This window comes from Telmatocola sphagniphila (genome assembly GCF_018398935.1).
Lineage (GTDB): Bacteria > Planctomycetota > Planctomycetia > Gemmatales > Gemmataceae > Telmatocola > Telmatocola sphagniphila.
The window spans coordinates 2,076,687-2,103,631 of sequence record NZ_CP074694.1 but is presented as its reverse complement, the minus strand read 5'-3'; the positions used below and the strand labels follow the sequence as shown (position 1 = coordinate 2,103,631).

19 protein-coding genes and 1 pseudogene are annotated in these 26,945 nt (G+C 50.2%); 7 read left to right on the top strand and 13 right to left on the bottom strand.

Going from position 1 to position 26,945, the window contains the following annotated elements; genetic code table 11:
- Positions 1-50 precede the first annotated feature (50 nt).
- The 6 genes from tnpB to KIH39_RS08395 form a co-directional block, all read right to left on the bottom strand.
- Positions 51-410, bottom strand: a complete 360-nt coding sequence (gene tnpB / locus KIH39_RS08420; RefSeq protein ID WP_213498892.1) for an IS66 family insertion sequence element accessory protein TnpB — start codon at positions 408-410, stop codon at positions 51-53.
- Positions 404-751: an IS66 family insertion sequence element accessory protein TnpA gene (tnpA, locus tag KIH39_RS08415; protein WP_213498891.1), complete on the bottom strand. Its 348-nt coding sequence runs from the start codon at positions 749-751 to the stop codon at positions 404-406. The genes tnpB and tnpA overlap by 7 nt, the downstream gene beginning before the upstream one ends.
- Positions 752-1,126: 375 nt before the next feature.
- Positions 1,127-3,115, bottom strand: coding sequence for a type IV secretory system conjugative DNA transfer family protein (locus KIH39_RS08410; RefSeq protein WP_213498890.1), 1,989 nt, complete (start codon positions 3,113-3,115; stop codon positions 1,127-1,129).
- Between the two features lie 23 nt (positions 3,116-3,138).
- A complete protein-coding gene (locus KIH39_RS08405) occupies positions 3,139-4,176 on the bottom strand; it encodes a tetratricopeptide repeat protein (protein ID WP_213498889.1) in 1,038 nt (345 codons plus the stop codon).
- A 191-nt stretch (positions 4,177-4,367) separates the two neighbouring features.
- Complete coding sequence (locus KIH39_RS08400; protein WP_213498888.1) at positions 4,368-5,726, bottom strand: hypothetical protein; 1,359 nt, start codon at positions 5,724-5,726, stop codon at positions 4,368-4,370.
- A gap of 1,347 nt (positions 5,727-7,073) precedes the next feature.
- Complete coding sequence (locus KIH39_RS08395; RefSeq protein ID WP_213498887.1) at positions 7,074-7,667, bottom strand: type II secretion system protein; 594 nt, start codon at positions 7,665-7,667, stop codon at positions 7,074-7,076.
- A gap of 281 nt (positions 7,668-7,948) precedes the next feature.
- On the opposite strand from KIH39_RS08395, the gene KIH39_RS08390 reads away from it, so the two are divergent.
- The gene (locus tag KIH39_RS08390; RefSeq protein WP_213498886.1) at positions 7,949-8,254 is read left to right on the top strand and encodes a hypothetical protein; all 306 of its coding nucleotides are present in this window, start codon (positions 7,949-7,951) and stop codon (positions 8,252-8,254) included.
- On the opposite strand, the gene KIH39_RS08385 is transcribed toward KIH39_RS08390, so the two are convergent.
- On the bottom strand, positions 8,243-8,491 hold the full coding sequence (locus KIH39_RS08385; protein WP_213498885.1) for a transposase: 249 nt from the start codon (positions 8,489-8,491) through the stop codon (positions 8,243-8,245). The two genes, KIH39_RS08390 and KIH39_RS08385, sit on opposite strands and share 12 nt — an antisense overlap.
- A gap of 197 nt (positions 8,492-8,688) precedes the next feature.
- Here KIH39_RS08385 and KIH39_RS08380 point away from each other — a divergent pair, with 197 nt between their 5' ends.
- The 6 genes from KIH39_RS08380 to KIH39_RS08355 all read left to right on the top strand — a co-directional run bounded on the left by KIH39_RS08380 (position 8,689) and on the right by KIH39_RS08355 (position 16,368).
- Entirely contained in the window at positions 8,689-9,249 is a 561-nt protein-coding gene (locus KIH39_RS08380; protein ID WP_213498884.1) for an ECF-type sigma factor, read from the top strand.
- 94 nt (positions 9,250-9,343) lie between these two features.
- Positions 9,344-12,511 (top strand): serine/threonine-protein kinase, encoded by a 3,168-nt coding sequence (locus tag KIH39_RS08375; RefSeq protein WP_213498883.1) that lies wholly within the window; start codon positions 9,344-9,346, stop codon positions 12,509-12,511.
- Positions 12,512-12,531: 20 nt separating this feature from the next.
- Positions 12,532-12,822 carry a hypothetical protein gene (locus KIH39_RS08370; protein WP_213498882.1) on the top strand — a complete coding sequence of 97 codons (291 nt, stop codon included), beginning with the start codon at positions 12,532-12,534 and terminating at the stop codon, positions 12,820-12,822.
- 701 nt (positions 12,823-13,523) lie between these two features.
- Positions 13,524-13,979 (top strand): hypothetical protein, encoded by a 456-nt coding sequence (locus KIH39_RS08365; protein WP_213498881.1) that lies wholly within the window; start codon positions 13,524-13,526, stop codon positions 13,977-13,979.
- A 124-nt stretch (positions 13,980-14,103) separates the two neighbouring features.
- Positions 14,104-14,709 carry a transposase gene (locus KIH39_RS08360; protein ID WP_213498880.1) on the top strand — a complete coding sequence of 202 codons (606 nt, stop codon included), beginning with the start codon at positions 14,104-14,106 and terminating at the stop codon, positions 14,707-14,709.
- 189 nt (positions 14,710-14,898) lie between these two features.
- On the top strand, positions 14,899-16,368 hold the full coding sequence (locus tag KIH39_RS08355; RefSeq protein ID WP_213498879.1) for an ATP-binding protein: 1,470 nt from the start codon (positions 14,899-14,901) through the stop codon (positions 16,366-16,368).
- A gap of 582 nt (positions 16,369-16,950) precedes the next feature.
- Here the strand turns inward: KIH39_RS08355 and KIH39_RS08350 are convergent.
- From KIH39_RS08350 to KIH39_RS08330, 6 genes and pseudogenes are all read right to left on the bottom strand, one after another.
- A pseudogene (locus KIH39_RS08350) lies at positions 16,951-18,105 on the bottom strand (ISL3 family transposase); the annotation flags it as partial.
- Positions 17,987-18,535 (bottom strand): transposase family protein, encoded by a 549-nt coding sequence (locus KIH39_RS27365; RefSeq protein WP_449343004.1) that lies wholly within the window; start codon positions 18,533-18,535, stop codon positions 17,987-17,989. The pseudogene KIH39_RS08350 and the gene KIH39_RS27365, both read right to left, overlap by 119 nt.
- 442 nt (positions 18,536-18,977) lie before the next feature.
- The gene (locus tag KIH39_RS08345; protein WP_213498877.1) at positions 18,978-22,439 is read right to left on the bottom strand and encodes an efflux RND transporter permease subunit; all 3,462 of its coding nucleotides are present in this window, start codon (positions 22,437-22,439) and stop codon (positions 18,978-18,980) included.
- 8 nt (positions 22,440-22,447) lie between these two features.
- Positions 22,448-23,539 (bottom strand): efflux RND transporter periplasmic adaptor subunit, encoded by a 1,092-nt coding sequence (locus KIH39_RS08340; protein WP_213498876.1) that lies wholly within the window; start codon positions 23,537-23,539, stop codon positions 22,448-22,450.
- A 357-nt stretch (positions 23,540-23,896) separates the two neighbouring features.
- Positions 23,897-25,153 (bottom strand): restriction endonuclease subunit S, encoded by a 1,257-nt coding sequence (locus tag KIH39_RS08335; protein WP_213498875.1) that lies wholly within the window; start codon positions 25,151-25,153, stop codon positions 23,897-23,899.
- Positions 25,150-26,718 carry a class I SAM-dependent DNA methyltransferase gene (locus KIH39_RS08330; RefSeq protein ID WP_213498874.1) on the bottom strand — a complete coding sequence of 523 codons (1,569 nt, stop codon included), beginning with the start codon at positions 26,716-26,718 and terminating at the stop codon, positions 25,150-25,152. The genes KIH39_RS08335 and KIH39_RS08330 overlap by 4 nt, the downstream gene beginning before the upstream one ends.
- Between the last annotated feature and the right edge of the window lie 227 nt (positions 26,719-26,945).

Below are 26,945 nucleotides of genomic sequence, written 5' to 3'. Positions count from 1 at the left end.
CTAGAAGTTTCACCGATTCACACAATAATCTTGCTTCCCGGAAAAGATTTTCAACCGGCCTGACGTTCGAGTTCAAAGCGTTTGCGACGCCGGACCGAAGAGAGGTCGATGCCGCTGAGAATCAAAGCCAGATCGCTCGAGGAGATCGATACACCGGCCGCATCCACGGGGATCTTGGGCATCTCGAAGGTTCCGGCCTCCAAACGCTTCTGCCAGATGACGTAGCCGTCTTTGTCCCAGTAGAGCAGCTTCAACTTGTCCGCTCTTTTGTTGCGAAAGACGAACCAGGTGCCCGAGAGAGGATCGCTTTTGAGGTGCTCGCGGGCCAGGGCCGCCAGACCGTCGAAGCTCTTCCGCATGTCGGTCGGGGCCACGCATAGAAGGATCTTCGCCGAAGTATAGTTCAACATGAGACCTCCTGGGCGGACAACGCGCCGAAGAGGGCTCGGAAAGTCGATTCTTCGACACTGTGAACAGTCACAACGTGTCCCGACGGACAGCGGACTTCGATCATCGTCGGGGACGGCTTTGTTGAATCGGAAGCAGTGGGAACTACCGTGATCGGAACAAATGCAGGGGATGCTTCGGCCTCCCGACGCTTGAGTTCCCGTTGCCAGTAATAGTAGGCCGCCTCGCTGATTCGATGCCGCTGACAGTAGGCTCGAATGGATTCGTTGCTGGAACGCTGATCCAAAATCGTTTTCTTCCAAAATGCTTCCCTCTGGGGATCTCGAACACGACGCTTCGACATGACTCCGACTCCTGAAGGTTAAAAACCATCAGGATAACTCATCCGACAAGAAGGGAGTTCACCAACCGGATACTCCTGTCAGAATGAATTCCTAAAGACATTCTAACCAAAGCTCGTCACCAACTCTGCGACAGAGCCCTTTTCGACCGGTGTTGACAAGTATCTCGGAAATACGTCGAAGTCGATGCTCGGAAGTTAATTTTTCGTCGTCGATTCCCATGGTACTCTCCGTTTCGATTCGGGATGATGCACCTGCTTACTGCCCGATGGAGGAGGGAAAGGAGCAAATGGAAATTAAAAAATACCTCGGGCGGACGAATGGCTCTCAATTATAGGAAATTTTGAATTGGAATATTTCTATACTGCCGCGTTAGGCTATCTTTGGTTCTCTTGATTATCAACCACTGATTGATCCAAATCAACTAAGAACGGTTTGCGGCAAGGTAGATCATGAATGTGAACCAGAGCTGGCCAATTTCCAGAGGGGAGTCGGTAAAGTTCTGCTGCAGTGAGAATTGGCCGTGGTTCCCAGCGTGACTGCACACTTCCATCAGATTCATTGGTTACATAGATCTTTCGATCTTCACTCGGAAGCATCCGGGAGAAGGCTGTAGCCGTGTCACCGACGAGTTTTCCTAAATAGATTTGCGTGCCAACATTTGACAAAATAGTGTCTATTTCAGCAGCGGTTCCAATCAAGTTCAGTGATTGATAAACCATAACACAGGCTGCACGTCGCTCGCGAGCGAAGGTAATATACTCAATTGGATTGAAGCTTCGAATTCGTCGAGTTTCATCCAACAGCAACAGAAGCGGTTGCCAGTCATCTGTACTGGAGCAACCTGGTGGAGGTGTATGCATCCGAGTATGAAGAATCGGCTCCAGAGCGCGTACAGTGAGTGAAGTTATAGCCGCGGCTTGTTTCGGATCATCCTCCCCGACTTCCAGCAATAAGCTTACTGGATGTTCATTTTTGCTGCGATTTAACGTTTGAAAATCAAACAATTTACCGGATCCAGAAGGTGAAGTTCTCTCCAATAATACGCCTTCCGAAAATGGGTGGAGTGCAAGTGCCACGCCATAAGTCAGATCTCTATAACCGACTTTCGGATCCCGGCGTTGTCCTATACCTGGTAAGTAATCAGGATGAAGGATTGGCGCAATATCGCGAGCCCACATTTCAACCCTTTTTTCTGGTAGCAGCTTCCCTCTTCCCAGACTTTCAAGAGATTTCTCTGCTTCCGCTATGCGCTTAATCCAGAAGCAAACAAGTTCTTCATCGGTCGCGAAATTATATAATTCTGACAAACTAGGGATGGCCGGAGCAGTGCCCTCGGAAAGTATGTAATAATCGCCCGGTCTTCCGTTTGGATTTCGTTTCGCTATGTACTTATAGCAGTAATCGTGTCGGAACTTGAGTATATGTAGAAAAGCCGTTAGTCGCAATAATCGGCTCTGATAGAACATTTCCGCCTCACCACCTTCACCGTCCCATCCTTCAGCAGGTAATATTGCTCCAGCAAGACTTTCCAGTCTTTTTGAGTCTAAAGGTTGGCCGTATGCGAGTGGAGCTAGAAAATTGAGTCGAGCTGAGTCAATTCCAGGGCGTACGGAAAAGTGGAATAATTCACCTCGCCATGTATTCTTAAACCTATCCAGCTTGGATCTCAAATTGCCTTTCACATCAATCATGAAAATAGAGTATCCGGCACGATTTGCAGCCGCTGCCCATGTCAGCAATAGTTCAGTCTTGCCAGAATTTTGTGGAGCGCAAAGAAGGACGCCATTATATATCATCGGCTGGTTTGTGTGCGGAAAACGAGAAAGGAAAAGTGGCTTGCCGTGACGCAAAGCTTGTGGTGTTCTTCCAAAGGCGTATCGTCCTAAAGGTAGGTCGCCGTGGAAAAGATCACTCAATTCTTCCTCTCGTGCGCAACGAGAATAATCTCTGATCGGACCTCGTGACGGGCCAAGAGAGCTTTCCCCCGGCATCAGGACAACCTCTGAACTTGGTGAAATTGAAGGCTGAACCAGTCGCAGAAATGCTTCGGTTATTTCCTTGCAAGTTGCAGTATCGAGAATTTTGGGATTTCCAATAGCAGCGTCATACGCCACAACATTTAGTTTGACCAAGTCCGACTGGGGTTCCCAGTTGAGTTCAAGTCTGGATTCTTTTTCCCAGGACCCAATAACAGAGTTTCCACGTTTCGATTTGCGGTAAGCGGTCGCAAAACGCGAATCTCGGAGGACTTTTATACCTTCAAATCGGCAGGCACTGAGAACATCTGTAATCTTTCCTTCGAGAATTTGTTCCGAGACTGCGAGAAGGATCGGTCGTACGCTTGAACTAGGTGATGTGTCCACGATTTTATTCCGTTCTGCCATGTTCACGTGTTAAGTTTCATCAGCAAAGTAGTTGCTGTAGTCGAACTGGGATCAAGTTGAAGTGCTTTCCTATAGTCAGCTCTGGCTTCCTCTGTTTTTCCTAAATCTTGAAAGATGGTGCCCCGCCCGATGAACATATTGGGATTAGCGGGATCTAGCAGAACTGCTTTTGCCGCATCTTCCACTGCAAGATCGGGTTTACCGCTATTTCTTAAGCATTGACTCCTCATCCAGTAATTGAATGGATCAGTCGGATTAAGTTGCATTGACATGCTAGCATCAATATAGGCGAGATCTAATTGTCCCTTTATGAAATGACATTGAGCGCGGTGTCCGAAATTTATTGGGTCATAAGGGTTGATCGCAATGGCTTTATCGTAAGAGGCAATAGCTTCAGAGTATTCTTGTTTGGCGAAGTGCTGGTGCCCCATTGTAGAATCGGGAAGCGCTGAAAGATACGGAACTCGATATTGTTCAAATTTTTGAGGCCATGTCGGAACAGTCACGACCTCTGACAGAGCTCCACTTTGAACTATTTCTGGAAGCAGCAATCTCCAACATTGTTCTGCCACCATTCGACTCACCTCAAATGTAAATCCCCATTCGTCCTGGTTTGTTAGTTCACACGATGTGGAAGTACCGTTTTCATTCTGGCTTGCGGACACAATTAAATCTTGGCGTCCGAAGGACATTTCTAGCGATCCTCCGTGAGGAAACCAAAGGTAGCGACACGACGCCATAAAGCGGAAGTTGCCTGGTTTAACCGGATCGGAATGGAGTTTACGTTTGATTTGCCAGTACGACTCTGATGATGCACCTCCTTTTAGATTGAGTAATGCAGTTCCGATGATGTCAAGAGATTCACGGGGATCAGTGGTGTTGAGCTGAAGAATGCTGGTATAAGACGGGCCGTAGATGCGACCACCCTTCTTTCGGACGTCAGTCATGTGATTGAGAAATAGCAATTGCTTTTCTTTATCTAGACTCAAATAATCACCTATGTATTTATAAATGGCAATACTTTCACTAACACTATCCATGCGAATTCCTCAATGTTATCACTAATAATAACTAAGAAAAATGTTCTTTATTCTTCCATAAAACATTTACAGTAATTTGTCGGTACGTTTTTAGATACGGCCTGGCATGATCACACGACTTTGCGAATTATCCAAGATTACAAGGATTCTATGAATGCGTCGAAGTTAATGCATGATAGTTCATAAAATTCTCACCAATGATCTCCTTCATGTCCGAACCAGCCATGAAAATCAGAACCAAATCCTGTTTCAGTAATTCCACCCTCATGCATTTCGCTGCCTATCGATTCTTTAGCAGGTTCTTCAAGATTAAAATCAACCCCTAGATCCCTACCTTCCTCACTCGCGGTCTGATCGCGTTCAGCTTTTTCGGCAGCTTCGTGTTCAGCTTTTTCGGCAGCTTCGCGTTCAGCTTTTTCGGCAGCTTCGCGTTCAGCTTTTTCGGCAGCTTCGCGTTCGGTTTTTTCGGCAGCTTCGCGTTCAGCTTTTTCGGCAGCTTCGCGTTCAGCTTTTTCGGCAGCTTCGCGTTCAGCTTTTTCGGCAGCTTCGCGTTCAGCTTTTTCGGCAGCTTCGCGTTCGGCCTTTTCGGCAGCTTCGCGTTCGGTTTTTTCGGCAGCTTCGCGTTCGGTTTTTTCGGCAGCTTCGCGTTCGGTTTTTTCGGCAGCTTCGCGTTCAGCTTTTTCGGCAGCTTCGCGTTCAGCTTTTTCGGCAGCTTCGCGTTCAGCTTTTTCGGCAGCTTCGCGTTCGGCCTTTTCGGCAGCTTCGCGTTCGGCCTTTTCGGCAGCTTCGCGTTCGGTTTTTTCGGCAGCTTCGCGTTCGGTTTTTTCGGCAGCTTCGCGTTCGGTTTTTTCGGCAGCTTCGCGTTCGGTTTTTTCGGCGGCTTCGCGTTCAGCCTTTTCGGCAGCTTCGCCTTCGGTTTTTTCGGTAGCTTCGCATAATTTTTCTCGTTCGCGAATATCGCGAGTCACTTCTTCCGCAGTTTTTCCATCACATAGGCCTTCGAAAAGTGCTGGCAAATTCTCTGGAGACTCAACGACGACTGTGACTTGTCCAGACGGATTGTCAAACACAACTGTCCCGTTCTCGATGAGCTGTCGCACATCAGTGGATTGCAGTTCTTGCATCACGGCTTGATCGTTAGCAAAGTTGGAACATGTACCATCAGGGGTAACAAGTACATAGATCTGAGAAGTAGAATCGATGGCTAGCTGGATATGATCTTGGATCTGTGTGGGATCTTCGATCGAACCCGACTTAACTTCCACTACTGCAAACCTCTCCCCGGTTTGATCACTGATGTCCAAATCTAAGTATCGTATGTTGTTGTTGACTTCTTCATAAAATTGTCGATCCCAAGTTAGGCGGGTCTTATCTTCAACTTCGTTCAAGAATGATTCCGTGTAGACTTCCCAATTATCGCCAACAGTCTTATTGTGAATCCGTGCCATGCGAGTCACCTCCACCAGATTGTTGTTGGTTAAATGCTCTCTCGTTATTTTGAACATCAAAGATGTATAGTCGACCGATTTCAATTTTGTACGGGCACTCAAGAAACGACACTATCTTGAGGACATCAATGGGGCATGGTATGTTTACTTTGTTTCAGAATGGTAATCTCGTGCTCTTGGAAGTACTCAATTCCCTATCTCAGTAATCCAATTCCTTGCGATCTATTCTCCCGATTGATGTAGGGTGGTCACAATCCATCAGAGCCCCCCATTAAGAGCATCCACAGATTCTGAAATTTGCTCTAGACTGCAAGTTATTTTTAATCACAAATTTCGAAGCCAGGATCCCGCTTCATGAAGATAACTCTGCGACTGTCCATTAAGTTCGAGTCAACTTTACCGGATTTGGTGTATCGGGTCTAGCAAAATGTCTTCAAAGAAATCACGTAGCCACTTTCAACGCGAATTTACCAACCATTGTCTGCGGCGTAATACCGACCATAGCAATGTGCATTGCTGAGGCAGGCGATCATGGTAACTCAGAATAATCAGATGAAAAGTAATAGAAAATACGTACAATACAGCCGCTAACGATAGCCGTATAAGCATTTGCTCCTTGTTCACTCTTTGGTAGGAGTACCTAGAGAGAAAGAGAGTTTCCGTAAATAAAATGTAGGTTGCGAAGCGGAATCGGGGGTTCTGGTAGTTCTAGTGTGGTTCACGAATTCCTATTTTCGAACCAGAGAAGCGAACAAGATGCGGAAAACTCAAACTACTCTAGGAAAACTAACGAAATTGGGACTAGCGACGATTCACCAACCTGTTAACTCGTTCTTGGTCGTTATTTCGCTGAAAAGTGAAAGCTCCCCAAACGTGACACTCTTCGGGATAAATTCTCTAGTCGGCGAGAGTAATTTTGGCTAGCAGAATGTAAGCCTTTTTTTTGCTGTACTTTTAAGACCATATTTGAGAATCGAAGCGGGATAGGGCACTCCAGTTCGAGTCCATTGCGGCATGCGAGAGTGACACTGTTCGAACTGCAAAATATCTCCCAAGTGTTAACCGGATTGGCAGATTTTCCGGGTGGGAAAACTGGGGTACAGTCGGGTAAACAGAATGGAACGTAAAGATGCTAATTGAGGATCATTCCAAGATCGATTTGTCAAAGATCAATTGCAAGGAACGCCTCCGCGAGCTTTTGAAAAGCTATAGCCGAGTGACTTGAATGCGAAAGAGCTTCGATTTTTTAGGTGATTCCAAGCGCCGAATTACAAAATCCAATCATCGTATCAGTCGACTGGGATTCGAATTCCAATTTGGGGACTACGCCGATCGATCTTGGGCAGGACTTTACATATAAAAATCCACGTATAACAGTTGGACATGGTTTTTTAACCAGGACGGTTTGCTGCATTCCTAGCTTTCCTAAACCGTAATTTTGTTGCGTATTCATGGAGCATTCGTCCCTCGGAATTCCACGCCTCCGTCGAATCCGGCGGTAAGAAAGTAACCCCGATTGTGGGGACCCACCTGCGGAAGAATACTCCCCTCCGACATTTCTGGTCCACTCGCCCAGGGCAAACTCACCGCAAGCGGAGCATCAAACACGCTGAATTTTTTACGCTTGGCGTCCGGCACGAAAATATAGCAAGACGGATCCATTGAGCCCGGATTAGTGGAATTATGAGCGATTCTTACGGGGCAGCTGAAAATCCGGGGTTGCCTGAGAAGAAAATCCGGGGCAGCCAGAATGGTGCCCCCGGGCTGAATTCGTTCGAATAGATTCTTTTGTTCGATATACGGAAGAATCTCGATCGACCACCCGCCCACGAGATGACTATTTCCCGGAGGAGGTAACTTCGTTTGTGTTTCAGCATAGTCCGCGATCGCCAGGCCTAGCTGATGCAGATTATTTTTGCAAACGGTTTCCAGTGCTTTGGTGCGAGCCGATTGCACTGCAGGTAATAGGAAGCCCACTAGAACGCTGATAATGGCGAGTACCACCAGAGTCTCAATGATCGATGCGGCTGTTCGTTTTGGCATAAAATGAACCTCGAGTTGAATGCGATAGATCCTCGATTTTTGAGGGAATTCCACTCGCCGTATTGCAAATTTCAGTTTTTCTTGTCTATCGAGAACGTTTCTCATCTCAATTTTTGGACAACTTCAAAGCACCTTGAACGGCATTTTACCCATAAAATAGCCATGCGTAAACCTTGGACATGGTTTTTGACCAGGTCGGCTAACGCATTGTCATTCCAAGATATTCCCAATTCATCTGCAAAAATCTTGTAATAATGTCGATTTTCGTATGTGATTTGGGAATGAGGAGGATCGAACAATTTGTTGAGGGCCGGTTGATTCACGGTCGTGCCAACTTCTCCCGTGAGGAAGTGGAGTCGGCGCTCGACCTGAAAAACGGAACGCTTGCGGCCTCGATCACGCGGTTAATCAAGAAGCATCGCTTGGCTAATCCACGTCATGGTTTTTATCTGATTCTTCGACCAGAAGACCGAATCAATGGTGCCCCCGATCCCGTACGATGGATCGACGCGCTGATGAAGCATCAGGGGATCGATTACCGGATTTCGCTACTACGATCAGCTTCCCTGCACGGTTCATCGCATTAGGCGGCGATGGTCTTCCAGGTGATTGTGCCCAGGCAGCTTCGCAGTTTTGCGTTGGGAGGCCTTCTCGCCGAGCTTGGTGAGTTCGTCGATCCACCTCTTTATCGTCTGCGAGGTAACACCCAGCGACTTGGCCGCTTCTGCGGGAGACTGACCTGTTACAGTCACCAACTCTACGGCGGCTTTCTTGTACTCGGCAGAATACCGCTTACGACGACGCTTGACCTTCAACTTCTCCATCCGAACCTCCGAAGTTAGCTTATCAGCTTAACTCGGTGTCCGTTTTTAGTGGGGAAGTCCATTTTTTGAGCGACCTATTTGTCTCTCGCGGGCTGACGGTGCGTTAGTAGTCGTGTTAGCTTCTACTGAACTACGTCCGACAGTTGAAAATAGGCAATGGATGGCAGTCTAATTTCTGGGAGATAGACTATTCCTTTATGTCCGATCTGACTCAATTACTGGTGGCAGCTCATCGTGGAAATAATCAGGCGGCAGCGGAGTTGCTACCCCTGGTTTACGAAGAACTTCGGAAACTCGCCGCTGCAAGAATGGCGTTGGAAACGCCCGGGCAGACCTTGGAAGCCACGGCTTTAGTACACGAAGCCTATCTCAGATTGGTCGGCGACCAGCATTTTGAAGGACGCGGTCATTTCTTTGCTGCCGCTGCGGAAGCGATGCGGCGGATTCTCGTCGAAAAAGCTCGTAGCAAAAGTCGCCTGAAGCGAGGCGGCCAACTTCAACAGAAGGAACTTGAGCAACACGAACCTTCGATCAAAGCCCCGGTCGAAGCGATTGACATACTCGCTTTGAATGAGAGTCTGGAAAGACTAGAAGCCAAATCGTTTCGAAAATCCCAACTGGTAAAACTGCGTTATTTTGCTGGCTGCACTTTGGCTGAAGCCGCCGCGATTTTAAGCATCTCTTTATCAACCGCCGAGGAAGATTGGACTTACGCTAAAGTGTGGTTGAAACGGGACATGCAGCGCGAAGCGAAATAATTACTAAATTCTTCCGGGGGTTTTCCCCGGATTTGGCGCATTGGGATTAGAGAGAAAAAATGAATTGGCGACTCCAGGAATAAGGAAGTCTACCATGAACGAAAGCCTCATTTTTGCGACGGCCCTGAAAAAAAAGACGGCCACCGAACGGGCGGCATACCTCGATGAGGCCTGCGGCCACAATATGGAACTGCGCAAGCAGATCGAGGAACTTCTTCATCTCCAAGAGAGTGACACGGGCTTTCTGGAACAACCCGCTGCTCGCATTGAAGCCACCGTTGAAATGCCCGCGGGTAACTGGATTGCTCCGGATAAGCTGAAAACGGAGGCAGCGGACAAGCCTGGGACCCTGATTGGCCCGTATAAATTGTTGCAAAAGATCGGCGAAGGCGGGATGGGCACCGTTTGGATGGCGGAGCAACAAGAACCGGTCCGCAGGATGGTCGCGATCAAACTGGTGAAGGAAGGCATGGATTCCGCCCAAGTCATCGCCCGATTCGAGGCCGAGCGTCAAGCCCTGGCCTTGATGGACCATCCGAACATCGCTCGCATCTTCGACGCCGGGCTTAGCGGCAATCGCCCCTTCTTCGTAATGGAGCTGGTGAAAGGCACGCCGATCACGCACTATTGCGACGAACATCGCGTGTCGCTGAAACAGCGTCTCGAACTGTTCGTTGCAGTCTGTGCGGCCATCCAGCACGCCCATCAGAAAGGGATCATTCACCGCGATATCAAACCCAGCAATGTTCTGGTGGCCCCTTATGACGGCCATCCGGTCGTGAAAGTCATCGACTTTGGGGTCGCGAAAGCGACCGGTCAACGACTCACCGATAAGACGATGTACACCGAGTTCGGCGCGATCATAGGCACGCTGGAGTACATGAGCCCCGAGCAGGCGGAACTCAACAACCAGGACATCGACACTCGCAGCGACATCTACGCCCTCGGCGTCTTGCTCTATGAACTGCTTACCGGTAGTACACCGCTGAACCGCAAGAGCCTGAAACACCAGGCGCTGCTGGAGATGCTTCGTCTGGTTCGGGAGGAGGAGCCTCCGAAGCCGAGCACGCGACTTTCCACGGATGAGGCCTTGCCGAATATCTCCGCCCAGCGGCAAATGGACCCGTCGAAATTGACGAAGCAGATACGGGGCGAACTCGATTGGATTGTTATGAGATCCATCGAGAAAGATCGGAACAGACGCTATGAAACTGCCAATGGCTTCGGCCTGGACATCCAGCGTTACTTGGCAGGTGATACTGTGCTCGCTTGCCCCCCGAAAACCACGTATCGTTTCAAGAAGTTCCTCAAGCGAAACAAGAGGCCTGTGATTGTAGCTGCCCTGGTGTTATTCGCCCTGCTGGCTGGAATGACCGGCACCTCTCTGGCCCTGATGCGGGCTCAGGTGGCGGAAGGGTTGGCCCGCCATAGCTTAGCCGAGGTAGAGGAAGAGCAGCAGCGAACCAATGAAGAGGCGGAGAAAAGTAAGACAATTCTCAGTTTCCTCGAGGAAAAAGTTTTTGCGGCGGCTCGCCCGGAGGGGCTGGATGGCGGCCTAGGACATGAGGTGCTTTTAACCGAGGCACTGGAAGCGGCCTTACCTTCCGTCAGGGAACGATTTTCCAAGCAGCCACTCATCGAAGCCCATTTGCGTATGACTTTGGGGAGTTCCTTTGGCTCGCTGGACCGATCAAAAATCGCGGCCGAGCAGTATCAACGGGCAAGGACGCTACTGAGCGAAAATTTGGGTCTCGACCACCCGGACACCTTGGAGTGCATGAGTAAACTCGCCGACATTTATTTCGACCTGGGCCGGTACAAAGAGGCTTGTACGCTTGAGGAAGAGACGTTAGTTCTCCAAAAAGTAAAGCTAGGTCCCGAGCATGCGAACACACTTTGGAGTATGTTCGTTTTGGCGGAATGCTATTTAGGACTTGGTCGTTTTGAGGATGCGCTGAAGCTTCATCGAGAACTATTAGCATTACGACAGTCCAAACTTGGACCTGACGACCCCGAAACGCTCAATAGCATGGCTGGTGTCGCAGGCTGCTTAGGTTCTCTTGGACGTTATCCGGAGGCGATCAAGCTTTTGGAAGAGACCTTGGCATTGCAGAAAGTCAAATTAGGGTCTGTCGATCTGCGTACTCTTGCTTGTATGGGAGCCCTCAACTGGAATTATCAAGCAGTCGGTCGTTACGATGAGGCGCTGAGTCGCAACGAAGAACTTCTGCGTGTGAAAATCCTCCAGCTAGGTCCTTACCACCGCCTTACGCTGTACACCAGAGGTGATCTGGCCAGTTGTTACGCCTTTCTAGGGAGACACTCAGATGCGCTTCGGTTACGCGAGGAAACTCTGGCGCTATGCCAAGCCAAACTCGGCCCCAGCCATCCCGAGACATTTTGGAACATGAGTGCGTTGGCCAGTAGCTATGCCGATCTTGATCGACATACCGAAGCCCTAAAATTACGCGAAGAAACTCTAATGCTTTGGAAGGCCAGGTTTGGAGTTGACCATCCACTCACATTGTGGAGTTGCAATGAGTTGGCCAAGAGTTACGCTTCTTTGGGTCGTCACGCCGAGGCTCTGAAACTTCGCGAAGAGACGCTAAACTTGCGAAAATCCAAGCTCGGTCCCGAACATCCCGAAACACTGGACAGCATGTATTGTCTGGCCTGCAGCTATCTAGATACCAATCGGTTCGCCGCAGCACTTAAGCTCCATGAAGAAACATGGGCCCTCCGGAAGGTGAAATTCGGTCCTGATCATCCGGACACGTTACGAAGTATGCAGGGAGTTGCTGAGAGTCTAGTTGCCTTAAACCGTGGTCAGGAAGCCTTGCGATTGCTTGACGAATGCCTCCAGAGAACCGCGGGAAAAATCGTCGAGTGTCACCTGATTCCGAAAGTGCTATTCACCAGGCTACGGTCTTGTGAGAAGTTGAAGGATGTGGCGGGTTGTCGGGCTACAGCCGAGATGTGGGAGCAATTAAAACGCAAAGATGCATCGAGTCTATACCAAGCGGCCCGATTCCGTGCCGTCTGCCAGAAGTCGCTGCTTGCCACTACTCCTAGTGAGGAGCTTGCCGTCCAGGCTCGTACGGACTCCGATAAAGCCATGGCATGGTTAAAGGAAGCGGTTGCAGCTGGATACCGGAACGCTACGGAGCTTGCTCGAGAAAAGGATTTCGACTCCCTACGCGCCCGAGACGATTTTAAAAAACTCATAACCGATCTGAAGGCCAAAGAGTTGGAGAAGAAATAGTCCGTTAAATGATACACGTAGTGAGCTATGCTATTACGGTGGACGAGCAACCGGTGCAATTGTTGAACGAGACCCATAAGCCGATCCCGGCGACGCGGACGCATCCGAAGCGGATCGATTACGAATACGAGCGGGCCAAAGCGGCGAGTCTGTTCGTGTTCTGCGAACCGAAGTCGGGTTGGCGTCGGGTGACGGCCCGGCCACGACGGACGAAGGCCGACTGGGCGAACGAGTTGGCCGACTTGATTCGGACGCGGTATGCGAAACCGCCGCGTGGTCCCAGGCCTCCAATTCGAAACAACGCGGTGTAAACTGGCAGTTCCGCACTGATGACGCCCGGAATAAACTGAAATCGCTCTATCCCAAATTAGATGAGTGATGGAAAGCTAGTCGAAATCAAACTTCAGCAACACACAAATGAAGAGGCGGCTGAAAAAATGGGATGCTTCGAACCTGCAGTGCGGCGCATACTCAAACGAATACAATCGAAAGTGAGCCGCGTAATTCAAGAGAAAATAAAGTGAAAAACGAACCCATTGTGTCAACATGACTAACAAACGTCCGCAAGGAAAATCAGCACTTACTTGAGCTATTTGGACTCCCCCACGAATAACGGACACCGAGTTAGGCTAAGAAACTGATGAGGGTAGTTCGAATGCAGAAGTCCACCTCTACCGAAAGATAGAGACCATTCTCTACCTAAAATCGGATTTGCAGATCAGACGTACTGCCCACAATAAAACCTAGCGAGCTACCGATAGGAAATGCCTCGCGTCGCAGTTATCTTTTCGATAACGAGTCGCGTCGTGGCTCAATCTAAAGCGGGCACTTTTCCGCGAATTTTATCGGAGAGCATTAAATCATGCGAAAAGAATCGTTTCTCGTCGTTCGACGGCGTCGAACAATCGTATTTTCAGTTCTCGTATTTGCCTGTCTAATTGGTTGTTTGGGCTCTGCGGAACCACTTCAAGCCCAGGAAAGAGAGACAACACGCGCAAAAGCATCCAAAACCGTGTCTGAAACTTGGTGCAGCTACAAGATTGCCGGTAGTCCGGTAGGGTATATCCACGAGACGCTCGTGAGAACGGAAGCGGGTGCTCACCATAGCACTATGGAAGTCGTGATCGTTACTAATCGATTGGGTAACAAGGTCGAGATCAGAGGTAAATCGCAGAGCGACGAAACGAAGGAACTTGATTTCTCCCGGTTTCGGGCTGAAATCACCAGTTCGAAACAAAAAACTGTCGTCGAGGGGCAAATCGGTACCAAAGAGTTGACAGTACTCACTCGCACGGGAGAGAAAGACTATACTCGAAAAATTCCATTTGGAGAACGGCTCCAAGGCCCAGAAGCAGCTCGGAATTTATGCCTCCAAAAACTTAAGGACAAAGGAGATGTCGTTGCATATCGCACTTTCGTATCCGACTTCCCAGTCCGCGTTCTGCAAGCCGCGTGCTATTGCGTTTAACTCAAAAAGATTCGACTCTTGGTTGGCCTGATTTTAATAATTTGGGACAGCGCGTGGTTTCAAAAGAAGGATCAGCCCTTGTTCTGGAGGTCGTGCAGGGTAATCCCGGGAAACAATCATTCCGTTGCCAACCGAAGAAATCAGGCTCTTTCGTGATTTGCTCGACCGTCGGGAGCAATTAATGAACATGAAGACTATGGAATCGAACCGTTTAGCAACGGTAGTCCTAAAGCAGGCCATCACAAGCATTAAGAAGCATATCAACTGGATCAATCGGGAAATAAACGCCATCGAAAAGGAGATCGATCAACGAATTTCCGAAAACCCGCAATGGAAGGAATTAGACCGAATCATCCAGTCGATTCCCGAGATAGGACCCCAAACATCTAGGATCCTGATCGGCCAACTTCCCGAACTGGGACAAGTCAATCGGAAAGTCATCGCGCAGTTGGTAGGACTTGCTCCCATTGCAAACGATAGTGGAACTACCATCGGTCAACGACACACAGTAGGGGGACGTAGGCAGGTTCGTAATGCGATGTATAGGGCTTCTTTGAGTGCTGCACGATACAACCCAACTGCCAGGGCTCTATACAAACGGCTGCGTGTAAGAGGCAAAACCGCAAAAGTCGCGCTGGTGGCTGTCGCTCACAAATTACTAATAATCATCAATGCAATGGTTCAGAAAAAGGAGCTCTGGCAACATTCAAATGTTGCAATTATTTCTTGATTTCATTCACAGTCACTATTGAACTTTTTATCGCCGGCATCCGGGGCTGGGAAGCCGGGATACGGCGGTTTTTTCCTTGCACGACAATCCCGTAACATCCTCAATAGAAAGGACTTGCCATGCGATGCGGCGTAAGGTAAAGTAGTTTTATCTTATTTTGGTAAAGCGGCTTTATCTCAGGAGAATGGCATGGCCGACTGGAAGTTTTACGGTCGAAAGGAACAGCTCGCGGATTTGGAGCGGATGCTCGACCGTAAACGCTGGTTCTTCGCCAAAGTGACGGGGCGGCGCCGAATCGGCAAGACGACCCTGATCCAGCAGGCCATGCAGGAGATCAAAAGCAAACAGCCGGTCTTCTACGTGCAGATTCCCGACTCCGAGCCGACCGGCGTTCTTTCGGCGGTGAATGACGCCCTGGAGACGTTCCACATTCCCGCTGACCAGTATCCCCGGCCCAATGACCTGTTGCAACTGGCGAAGCTCCTGGAGTCGATGGCTGAAGGTGGCTTCATACTGGTTCTCGATGAATTCCAGTACTTCAATCGCAAGGGCTATGAGCAGTTTTGCTCGTATTTGCAAGCAAGTGTGGACCGATTGGCGGCAAAGGCGGATCAGGTGCGGGGCGGGCTGATCGTCCTCGGATCGATCCACATCGAGATGGTGGCCCTGCTCGAAGATCGGACGGCACCTCTCTACAACCGAGTCACGGACACGATCAACCTGACGCATCTCGACATCGGCTCGATTCTGTCCATCCTCAAAGATCATGCAGAGCCGAGCCCGCAGCGCCTGTTGTTTCTTTGGAACCTCTTCGAGGGAGTACCGAAGTTCTATCGGGACTGCTACGAACAGAATGTACTTGCCGCTGACCGCAAGACGATACTCCGCCGCATTTTCTTCGAGAGTTCCTCACCTCTCCGGTCGGAAGCCGAGAACTGGTTCCTGCGTGAACTTCGGGGGCGATACGACGTGGTATTGAAGTTCGTGGCTCGAAATCCGGGGCGCATGCACAACGAACTTGTGCAAGCCATTCGGGACGCCAGCGGAAATCCTGATACCCAAGTGGGCGGCTACCTGAAGGTTCTTATTGAGCGATTTGGGTTGATCGAACGCAAGTTGCCCGTGTTCGCAAAACCGGAAGCAAAGCGCAGTCGTTACTATGTCACCGACAATTTCCTCCGTTCATGGCTAGCGGCGTTGGCCAATCCGGTATCCGCGATAGCGTTTCGGCAGCTCCAGGAACTCGTAGATGAAGCCGACCTGCGCCTGGCAGATGTCGAAGGTGGTTCCCTGGAGAAACTGGCGGGCCAGCTTTATGAGGAACGGAGTCGCAATGGGATAGGCGATTTTCCCATTACCCATCGAGTTCAAGGTTTCTGGGATAAGGCGGACACCGAAATTGACCTGGTCGCTGTCAATGAGACGACTGAAACAATTCGATTTGGTTCCTGCAAGCGTTCACCGGGCAAGCTCATATCCGACGTGAACAACTTCAAGCAGCATGTCGCACGATTCCTTCAGACAATGCCGAAATACCAGGGCTGGTCTCACCAGTACGTCGGCATCTCACCAGTATTGGACGCGGATCAACGAGCTGTGTTGACCGGCCACGGCATCATCCCGCAGGATTTGAACGATCTCACGCAGGGCTTGGGATAAGGCGACGATGAAGTCCCTTGCCGGAAGTTATTGGCGTGTCGAGAATTACGGAAAGACACTGGGCTAACCATGTGATAAGGATGAATGAATCTTGCCGGGTGTTTTTTTTTGAAATTCCCTTTCCGGGTTGAGGGCCTCCGAGCGATTAACCCAAAGAGCATCGGACGGGACATCTGAACGAGCGTAACAGCATGATGCGAGGTATTCGTATGGCACAACCGCTTACCAAGCTTACCAGGACGGGCAAGCTTTATACTCGCCCACGTCGGATTGAAGCGAACATTGATGGGGCATTGGGCCAGGATTTCGCTACCCTTTGTGCACGGCTAAAGGTAACGGATGATGCGTCGCCAGATTATCTGGCCTCCGAGTGCCTGGTGCACTTGATCCGTGACTCTAACCCGAAAACGCCGGTCGAAAAGGGGCTCTGTCGCCCAGTTGGTGCAGTTAATCCGATGGCGATCAGCATCGCGAAAGAGCTGTTTTTATTTTTCATCCAGGCGATTTTTGGCAGGCGAATTTGCACGGGTTCACACGCTTCACTAGGGAGCGGAGAAAATTATTTCCAGGCAAGTTACTCATTTACCCGTTGCAAATCACTCTCGCTTTCAGCAAATCGAACTTGGCTCGACCGAACATCGCTCTTTTGATCGATTTCAATCGATTAACTTGTCCTTCCACTTGGCCATTGCTCCAGGGAAGAGTTACGGCGGCCCGAACAGCGGCTTCGTCGTTTCGCAAGCCTTGAGCAAACCGCTTCAATTCGAGAACCGAGGAGGCTTCCACTTTCTGAAGCCACTCCGAAAATGCCGATTCCTGCTTTCCTTTTAACAGCGTTGCAAAGGCTAAAGTCAAATCGATAGGTCCCTGAAACTCGCTTCCGGCACTGAGCAAAATCTCAAGAATCCGCGTTCCTTCCTCGGATCGAGTTTCCGATTTTTGCAACAAGTTCAGGGCTAGACTTCGTGAAGAAGGCAAAGGAACTCGATTGGGTATGAAAGGCTTTGAGGGACGGGAAAGGGGCAGCCCCAGTTCGGTTTTCAAACGTCGAACACAGGCTTTGACGACCGAATAACCGATTGAACAGTCTTTTGTTCTCAAAGCTTGGTGGATTTTTTGGGCCGTTTGTTTGGGCTGTTGCAATTGCTCCTTAATAAAGCCTTCGTGAACATCCAAACGAGAGGAACCTCTTCGTCCGGGAAGCCAATTCGAACAATCCTCTCGCCGCAAGTAGCGGTCGATCGTTCGGAAATGGAGACCTGTTCGTTTGTGAATTTGCCGTTTCGATAGACCTTCCTCATGCCAGCGACGTACTTGCTTATATTGCTCCATTCGGAATTTCTGCCGATCGGAGAGCCCTGCGTCTACCTGATTGGTAAGTTCCTTATTGATTGATGGTTTTTCGCAGTGACTTTTTTGGATCAACTCCCGAATCTTTTCCCGCTTTCCATCGAACCAGCGTTCGATGGCTTCCCGCAGATTTTTCAGAAGATGCCAACGATCCGTCACCTGAATCGACTGAGGACAGGCCTCACGAATGCCTTGGGCGTAAGCCGTGGCTCGATCTCGGCTGACAATTTCCACTTGAGGATGGGCCTTCAACCAACACGCCAGGGTTTTAGCCTCCCGATCCGGCAGTAAGTCTAGAACGCGATGCTTTTCTAAATCGACCAAGATGGTGCCGTAGTTTTGGCCTCTTCGGAATGCAAAATCGTCCACTCCGAGAACACGGGGAGTGGCTAAGGAGTCGACTTTGTCTTTGGCTCGACGTAAAAGGGGGTCGGGACGAATAACTTCCCGTGAGTCGAGTACCCAGCCTGCCACCTAATGCCAAACCGATCTGTTTCTGGAGAGCTTTTAACCGATCCGTTATTCGAGCATGGGAAGCAAATACATGAGGTAGCCGTTCACAGAAGATTTGCCTGGGGCAAGCGGCATTCATGCATCGAAATTTTCGCAGTTCGATCCTGAGCAGTACTCGTCGAGCTTGCCAGGGTAAGTCCGCCAATACACGCTGATAATGGCTGTGAATCCGATATGTCAGCTGGCCACAGTAGGTGTACTGCAAACTCGGGTATGTGGTTTTTAGAGCAAGGACCAAAAGATCCGGAGTGAGAGCGAAATCGGTAACGACCAAACCGGCCTCTTGAGGAAAGAGGTCCTGCATAGTCATGATGCTGCGTCCTGTCAGAATGAATTCCTAAAGACATTCTAACCAACGCTCGTCACCAACTGGGCGACAGAGCCCCTTTTCGACCGGCGTTTACACGCATGTTTAATGGTTAGGAGTGAGATTATTCAAGTCCGGACTCGAAGTGCGATTGATCCGTTTATGAGCGCGCGATTTCAAATGCGAAATCGATTCCAACGAGTGGCTCCCTTCCCGGCTTTCAAGAGCAATCGGATGTAATCGATACGTTTGAGGCTAACCGGCAACAAGATTACAGAGTAAACTTTGGTGGCAAAAACCTTTTTGGATTGGCTCAATTTCAACTTTTTTGATTGAGGTTATTCCGCTCTGGACTCGAATTTCGAGGACAATCTTGAATAAGCCCTTCGACTCGAATTTTATGTTTATGGTGAGCTTTTGACTTAGGTAAGAAAATCGCTTACGGAGATGCAGCCGGTAAAGATTGTTCAGTAGGCACTGTGGTGGGACTCGCAAGTGGGCCACTGAGCGACCGAATGCGATAATAAAAAATCGGAGTCAAAAAAATGCCGAAGAGAGTAACGCCCAGCATTCCCGAAAACACAGCTATTCCCAAGGTTCTTCGCATCTCCGAACCCGCGCCTTCTGCGACCACGAGGGGGGCCATCCCGAGGATAAAGGCAAAAGAGGTCATAATGATCGGTCGCAATCGAACTGTCGCCGCCTCCACGGCCGCATCGAATGGTTTGGCACCTTCTATTTCGCGATCTCTGGCAAATTCAACGACCAGGATGGCATTTTTGGCGGCTAGACCCACGAGTACCACAAAGCCGACCTGAACGAAAATATTCAAGTCCATGTGAGCAAGGATTACCCCGGCCAAGGCGCTGGAAAGACAGAGGGGTACCACCAAAATCACAGCCAGGGGTAAGGACCAGCTCTCATACAGGCCGGAGAGGACAAAGAACACCAGGATGGCGCCCAAAACAAAGGCGCTATAGGGATTTTGTTGCAGATCTTTGAAAGATTCGAGTCGGCTGGACTGCTTTTGAAGGAAATTCAGTTCCGTCCATTCGTAAGTCATGCCGTGCGGCAACTCTTGGACCGCCAGTTGCTCGATCGTCGAAAGGACCTCACCGGTACTCATCCCGGGCAAAGAGGCTCCACCCACGGTCGCGGCAGTAAAGAGGTTGTAACGGGTAACCGTCAAGGGACCGCCGATTTCACGGAAGTCGACCACGGAGCCGAGTGGCACCATATCCCCGTTCGCATTTCGGACTTTCAATTGCTTCGCCGATTCGACATCCTTCCGAAATGCGGCATCGGCTTGAATATTCACCTGCCAAGTGCGACCAAATCGATTGAAGTCATTGACATAATAACCCCCCAGATAAATTTGAAGGGTTGCGAACACATCGGTTAGACTGACGCCCATGGTTTTACATTGCACGCGATTGACATCGGCAAACAATTGCGGGGTCGCCGCGCGAAACCCATTAAACATACCGATTAAGCCCGGTATCTGATTTCCTTTATTCACTAAATTGTCTGCCTGGCCCTGCAAGCGATCGAAGTTGACATCGCCAATGGCTTCGATCATCACTTTGAAGCCCCCCGCATTCCCCAGACCATCCACGGCGGGCGCGCCAAAAACGTTGATAACGGCCCCGGGAATTTCGTTCTTGAACCGAGCCCGCAGTTGCGCCGCAATCCGATCGGCATACAAATTCGGGGCGAGTCTCTCATCGAACGGTTTCAGCGTCACAAACATCGAACCCAGATTCGAACCGATGGCATTTAAGACGAAAGAGCGCCCCGGATTTCCCAGAGTATGCGCCACCCCCGGGGTTTCGAGAGCGATTTTTTCTATCTGTCGAGTGATCGCTTCGGTGCGTTCCAAAGAGGCAGAATCCGGCAGGGTGATATTGACGATTAATCGCCCTTTGTCCTGGGACGGAATGAACCCTCCCGGGATTCGGGTCATTCCATATCCCGTGATGACCAAAAGTAAAAGATACAGGAGAAGGGCAATGAAACTCCATCGCAAAAGCCTGGAAACCGTTTTGCCATAGATTTGAGTAATTCGTTCAAATACCCAATTAAATGCATGAAAAAATTGGCCGAGCGCCCAGTTGACCGGGCGAATAATGAACCAACCCAATATCCCGCCCGCAATCAAGCCGGGCATAAATAAGGCCGTAAGTACGAGATAGTGTTTGATAGATGTTATAAATCCGGTTTGAACGGCATCATTCCCTCCGGCCGAGTGGGGAATCAGTCCCAGCCAACTGCCCACCAATTGTTTCAGTAACCAGACCGAAATCAATCCTCCCGCCAGGCCAAATCCCCACCAGGGGAGGGCTTCTTTCCCCTGGTCTCCTTTTTGGCCCGGCTTACGACCTGAAAAAATCGAAGCGGCGCGAGCGGGGGTCATCGTCATCGCGTTAATGGCCGAGATGAGCATGGCGGCCGATATGGTCAAAGCGAACTGTCGAAAGAATTGTCCCGTGATCCCTCCCAAAAAGGCACTGGGTATAAAAACCGAAGACAGTACCAAAGTGATTGCCATGATAGGCCCGGTAATTTCGCTCATTGCTTTGATGGTGGCTTCCCGAACGGGAAGTCCCTTGTCCAGCCATCGTTCGATATTTTCCAGAACTACGATGGCGTCATCCACTACGATTCCAATGGCCAACACTAAACCGAATAAAGTCAGATTGTTCAGGCTAAATCCCATCAGTTTCAATACGGCAAATGTGCCGACGAGCGACACGCAAATATCGATTAAGGGTAGCAGCAGGGATTTCCAATCCTGCAAAAAAATCAGAACGACGAAGGCGACGAGAACGACCGCAATAATCAGGGTTTTAATGACTTCATCGACCGATTCTCGAATGAACGGGGTAGTATCGTAAACGATGTCGTATTTCAAGCCTTTTGGGAGACGCTGGTCCCGTTCGAACTGGCGCATCTTCGCTTTGATGCCGTCGGCGGTATCCAGGGCATTGGATCCGGGTAATTGAAAGATCGCCAGTCCAACGGAAGGGCGGCCATCCAGAGCCAGAGTCTGATCTTGGCTTTTTGCTCCCAGCTCCAAACGCCCCACATCCCGGAGATAGAGGACTTCCCCATTGGTCCCGGTCTTCAGGACGATGCTGCCAAACTGCTCGACATCAATCAAGCGTCCTAAAGTGCTGACGGTATACTGGTATTCCTGACCCGCTGGCACTGGAGGCTGGCCAATCTGACCGGCGGCTACCTGTACGTTTTGTTCTTGCATCACGGCGGCGACCTCGCCTGCCGAAATACCGTGCGCCGCCAGCTTATCGGGATCGAGCCAGACCCGCATGCTGTAATCCTGTCCTCCGAAAGAGAAGACATCGCCGACTCCTTCGAGGCGGGCGATGGGATCCAGGAGTTGAATCGTGGCAAAGTTGCTCATGTACAGCCGGTCAAAATAAGGTTGACCTGTCGCGGGGTCATCTTCGGAATAGAGATTGACCACCAGCAAAATATCGGGGGAGCGTTTTTTGACGGTCACTCCCGTGGCTTTGATCACATCGGGCAATTGGGGTTGAGCGATGGCAACGCGATTTTGGACTAGGACCTGAGCGAGGTTGAGATCGGTTCCCAGTTCAAAGGTCACATCGAGACTATAAGAGCCGTCATTACTACTTTGGGAGGACATGTACAACATGCCTTCCACGCCATTGACTTGCTGCTCAATCGGGGCGGCCACCGTGTCCGCCACCACGGCGGAACTCGCTCCGGGATAACTCGCCGATACGCGAACTACCGGCGGCGTGATCTGAGGGTACTGGGCGATGGGAAGAAATTTATAAGCGATCAGGCCGATAAGCACAATGATGATCGAGATGACCCACGCGAGAATCGGTCGATCGATAAAAAAACGTGCCAGCATAAGGACTACTACTTCTTCGGATTTACTAATTTGGAAGGATCGACATCACTAAACGCCGAGCCGGCCACTGGCATGGGAATAAGTTTGGGTTCTACGACCGTATCCACCTTAACCTGCTGGAGCCCAGCGACGATGATCCGTTCTCCGGCTTTGATAGCTCCATTTTCGATAACTCGCATTCCTTGATGCACAGCACCCGGAGTAACCGATCGCGTGAATACGGTATCTTTATCATCGATCAAGTAAAGAATTTTCTGACCCTGATCCGTATCAATCGCTTGATCCGAAACCAGAATCGCTTTATGCGGTTCGCCGATCGGGACGCGGATTCGGGCGAACAAACCGGGCAAGAGGCTATTATCGGGATTCGAGAAAACGCCGCGCAGCCGTAAAGTGCCGGTCTTGGAATTGAGTTGATTGTCAACGAAGTTGATGACTCCACTATGAGGGAAGCCTTTTTCATTCGACAATCCGAGCATCACTGGACGCTCCGAATTGCGAGCCGATTTCACCTTTCCTTCTCGAATCAATTGCTGAACACGTAGTAGAGTATGTTCATCGATATCAAAGTTGCAATAGACAGGATCGACCGAAACGATAGTCGTCAGTAGCGTTCCTCCGGTCTGGCCGGATTGAACTAAATTTCCAACCGTGACGAGGATGCGACCAATTCTCCCATCGATCGGAGCGATGACCTTGGTAAAATCGAGATCGAGTTGCTTGGAAGCCAGATCGGCTTTATCCGCAATGACCGTCGAAATCGCGATATCGCGTGTGGACAACGCTTTCTCTAAATCTTCTTTGCTCACCGCCCCCGTTTTTCCGAGCGTTTGGTAGCGTTCGTAATCAGCCCGGGCATAGCGTTCCTGAGCTTCATCCGTAACTACCTTGGCTTTGGCTTGATTGACGGCGGCCTGGTAAGTTCGGGGATCGATTTCATAAAGCACATCCCCTTTTTTAACGAGAGCGCCTTCTTTGAAATTCACTTTGTCCAGAAAGCCATACACTCGGGCTCGAACTTCGACGGAATCGACTGCCGATAGCACACCTGTGAAATCTGTGTAATCGGTGACCTCCCGTTCGACGGGATAACTTACCATAACCTTTGTCAGTGAAATTCCATTTGGTTTAGGCCGTTCCTGACAGCCCAAAGACGCAATTTCTACGATGACAAGCGAAAGGTGAGAAAAAACAAGCCCACGAACAAATCTCATAGAAATCCCCATTGCTTCGGCTGTTAGGTTGCTTAACGGAATGAGGCCAATTTTGGGAGCATTTCGCTTATTGGTGGAAAGCAGTCTCTAAGAGCTGAGATATAAGCAAATTTCATTCCGATATTTGGGAAGCTCTTACTTTTTGATGACTTCTAAGTCGAATAGTTTCGAAACGAGAGAATTGGAGTGTGTGTTGAACCCATAACTGTGTAATAAAGGTTACGGGTAAATGCACGCAACGTATCAAATCAGACTATTTAAATCGAAGCGAGGGTTCTTGTGCTGGGGATATTCTCGACTCCTTGTTGAGCTGGCTTTCCTCTCAACTCTTTCCAGGTCGAGTCGGCCGGAGATCAGTTCCGGCAAGAGCAGTTCGCGGGTTTTGTGAAGGTTCTCGTTTTCTTTCTTCAGGTGATCAATTTGACGCAGCAATTCGAATGTTACTGAACAGAATTTTTTCAGAAAAGATACCGGAGGGATCAAGACCGGTTGGGATTTCAAAACGCTTTGCGTAATCTGGGGCTGGGCCGATCCGCTCGCCAATTGGCCGAGCGAAAGGTGCTTTAAAGTGTAATAGAGGTAAGGAATTAGCTCGTCTTTTCCTTCCAGAGGTAGCGCAATAACGGTATTTCCCGAAGCGCAGAAGGCGGAATGGGAGTACTGAACCGAACCGCAATAATTCCCGACCCGGCCGATGATCATTCCCCGTTCGAATTGAAAGCCCGAGCTCTTTCCGATAAGGCCGTTCGATCCGTAGAGAGCATACGCTCCTTTGGGATCGGGTTTGATCGATGAACCGGTTTGAAATTGGATCAACTCTCCCAGAGTGCCAACTCTCCAGCCTTTAGGAATCTTCCCCAGTGGCGATTCCACCCAAGTAAGTTTCCCACGGCGAGGGAAGCGAAAATCCACAAACCACTTACGGTAAATCGATTGGGCCAGCGATTCCAAAATCCGGATGCGCTCGTTATTATTCTCGATCAGATCCTCGAAGCCCGTGAGAATCGAGCCGATCTTGCGTTGAATCCCCAGCGGAGGAAGCGGCAGCATGAGTGAGGCGATTTGGACCGGATTGATGTTCGGTTGTCCCGCTCCCAGTCCATAACTGGATAAGGTTTTTTCATACTTCTCCATCGTCAAAACATGAAACAGGTAATCGGGATCGCCTTGATCCGGAAGCGGTCGGATAATGGCCACGCGTTGATTGACCAGATACTCACGATCGATCTTCCGCATCCGTCCTAATTTTCCGACGCTTCGTTCTCCCGTCATCGCGACCAGAACATCCCCGGCCCGCAAGCGGAATTTATCGAATCGGCGGGAATTCGCCGCGGCGGGTAAACCGCTGCTGCAATCTTGGGTCACCCGCTTGTCCTGGATGTTGGAGATTTTCAGAATCGGAATATCCCCGCCGGGTTGCATGTCGCGGCTATGGAAGGCAAATCCCGAATAGACCTTCGCAATCGAGGCGAGTTTTTGTTGAGGGAATTTCGAGTTCATTCCTTCTCCAGCAACTTCGCGATACTCGCTGCGACCTGCTTTTCCAACTTGCTGGCCTGCTTGTTGAGGACTTTTAATTCCTCGCTCAAAGACCTCAGTCTCTTGGTGAGATTCGGCTCGGCTTTGTTTTTCTCCGCGACTGTTACGTAGCGGGCGGGATTCAGGCTTCCTGCCTGGGTCTCGATTTCTTTCAGCGTGGCGACCTGGCATAATCTGGGGACGTTGGTGTACTTCCGTTTAGGAAAGGTTTGTTTGAAGTCGGGTATCTGATTTGGAAACTCGGCTTCGTCGCTCGCAACGAACTTGGGTTTCTCACCGCGGTAGAGTCGGACGATGTTTGCGATGAACTCGATCTGCTTGGGACTAAATTGGCGCTGCGTTCGCTCCCGAGGCTGGAAGATAGAGCGAGCATCAATGAACAGGACTTGGTCCTTGCGGGAGGTCTGGGCTTTAGCCTTATCGAGGAACCAGAGAGAGCAGGGGAGGGGCCCGGTGTAGAAGAAATTGGGCCCAATAGCGATGATGACATCGACCGCATTTGTCTGCAGAAGCTTATTGCGAATTTCCCCATCGGACTGACGGCCCTCGGCGGCCGAATTCGCCATAACGAAACCGGCTCGTCCTTGAGAGTTCAAGGAACTGTAGAAGAGTTGAATCCAGAGGTAGTTGGCGTTATCGAGTCTGGGCTTCCCGAACGGTAATCGCGGATCCCCCTGGACTTTCTCTTTGTCGAACTGATCTTCATTGAAAGGCGGATTGGCGAGAACGAAGTCGAATTTTTCCAGGCTGTTATGGGGATTGTCGTAGTAAGTGTTGCCTGGGCGGATGTCGCCGCAGAGCCCGTGCACAGCAAGGTTCAATCGGGCCAAAAGCCGGGTCTCCTCCACGCGTTCTTGCCCATAAAAGGAAATTGCTGAAGGCGGCTTGCCCGAGCGAGCTCGGAGGTAATCGGCACAGGAAATGAACATGCCGCCCAAACCGCAGCAAGGATCGAAGATTTTACCGCGATTAGGTTCGAGGATTTCCACGATCAGTTTAGCCAGGGAATTCGGCGTGCTAGAGCCGCCTTTGTGTTGAGCGGTCGGAGCGAGTTGGCTCAGAAAGTATTCAAAGATTTTGCCGAATCTTTCACCCCGCGTCTCGATTGCCAAATTCGAAACGGTCTGAAGCATCGAGCGGAGGCTGGCAGACTCGATCGACGAGTAGTTTCTCGGCAACGCTCCTTTTAGATCCGGATTGTGAGATTCGACAGCCTCCATCATGGCCTCAAGGGTGTTACCCAGAGGTTCAGTTTCTGGCAACATCAGCAACTGGGAGAACCGAACATGGGAAGGAAGATAGACTATTCCCTTCGAATGATACTCTTTTTTGCCCCAAGGCCGTCTCGTGGAGTTCTGTTGGGTCCTTTTCTTTTTGGCAAGCAAAAACTTCAGCTCGGCATAGCGAAGAAATAGTAATCCGAGGAACGGGACCGCGTACTCCGAGGAGTTCCATTTCGCTAGGTCTCGCTTTTCCTCAGCCGTATGCCAAGGGGGTGGTTCAAGTTCGGAGTCGTTTTTCGCCATCGTTTTCATTACCGGTGGGGCCGAAAGTCCGGCGTGGGTCTTGGAAATGCAATAATCCTACGAGGGTGAAGGTTGTCCAGCAACGGCCGGCTAACGGCGAGTGGCCAAATTCCCCGTTACTATTCGTAGTGGATCCGAACCTCTCGACACGCTAAAGAAAGTAGCCGTCCAAAGTATGGGCGCGTGGGGGCGGTCCGATCAATTTCTGTCGGAAAGTCGAATCTCGT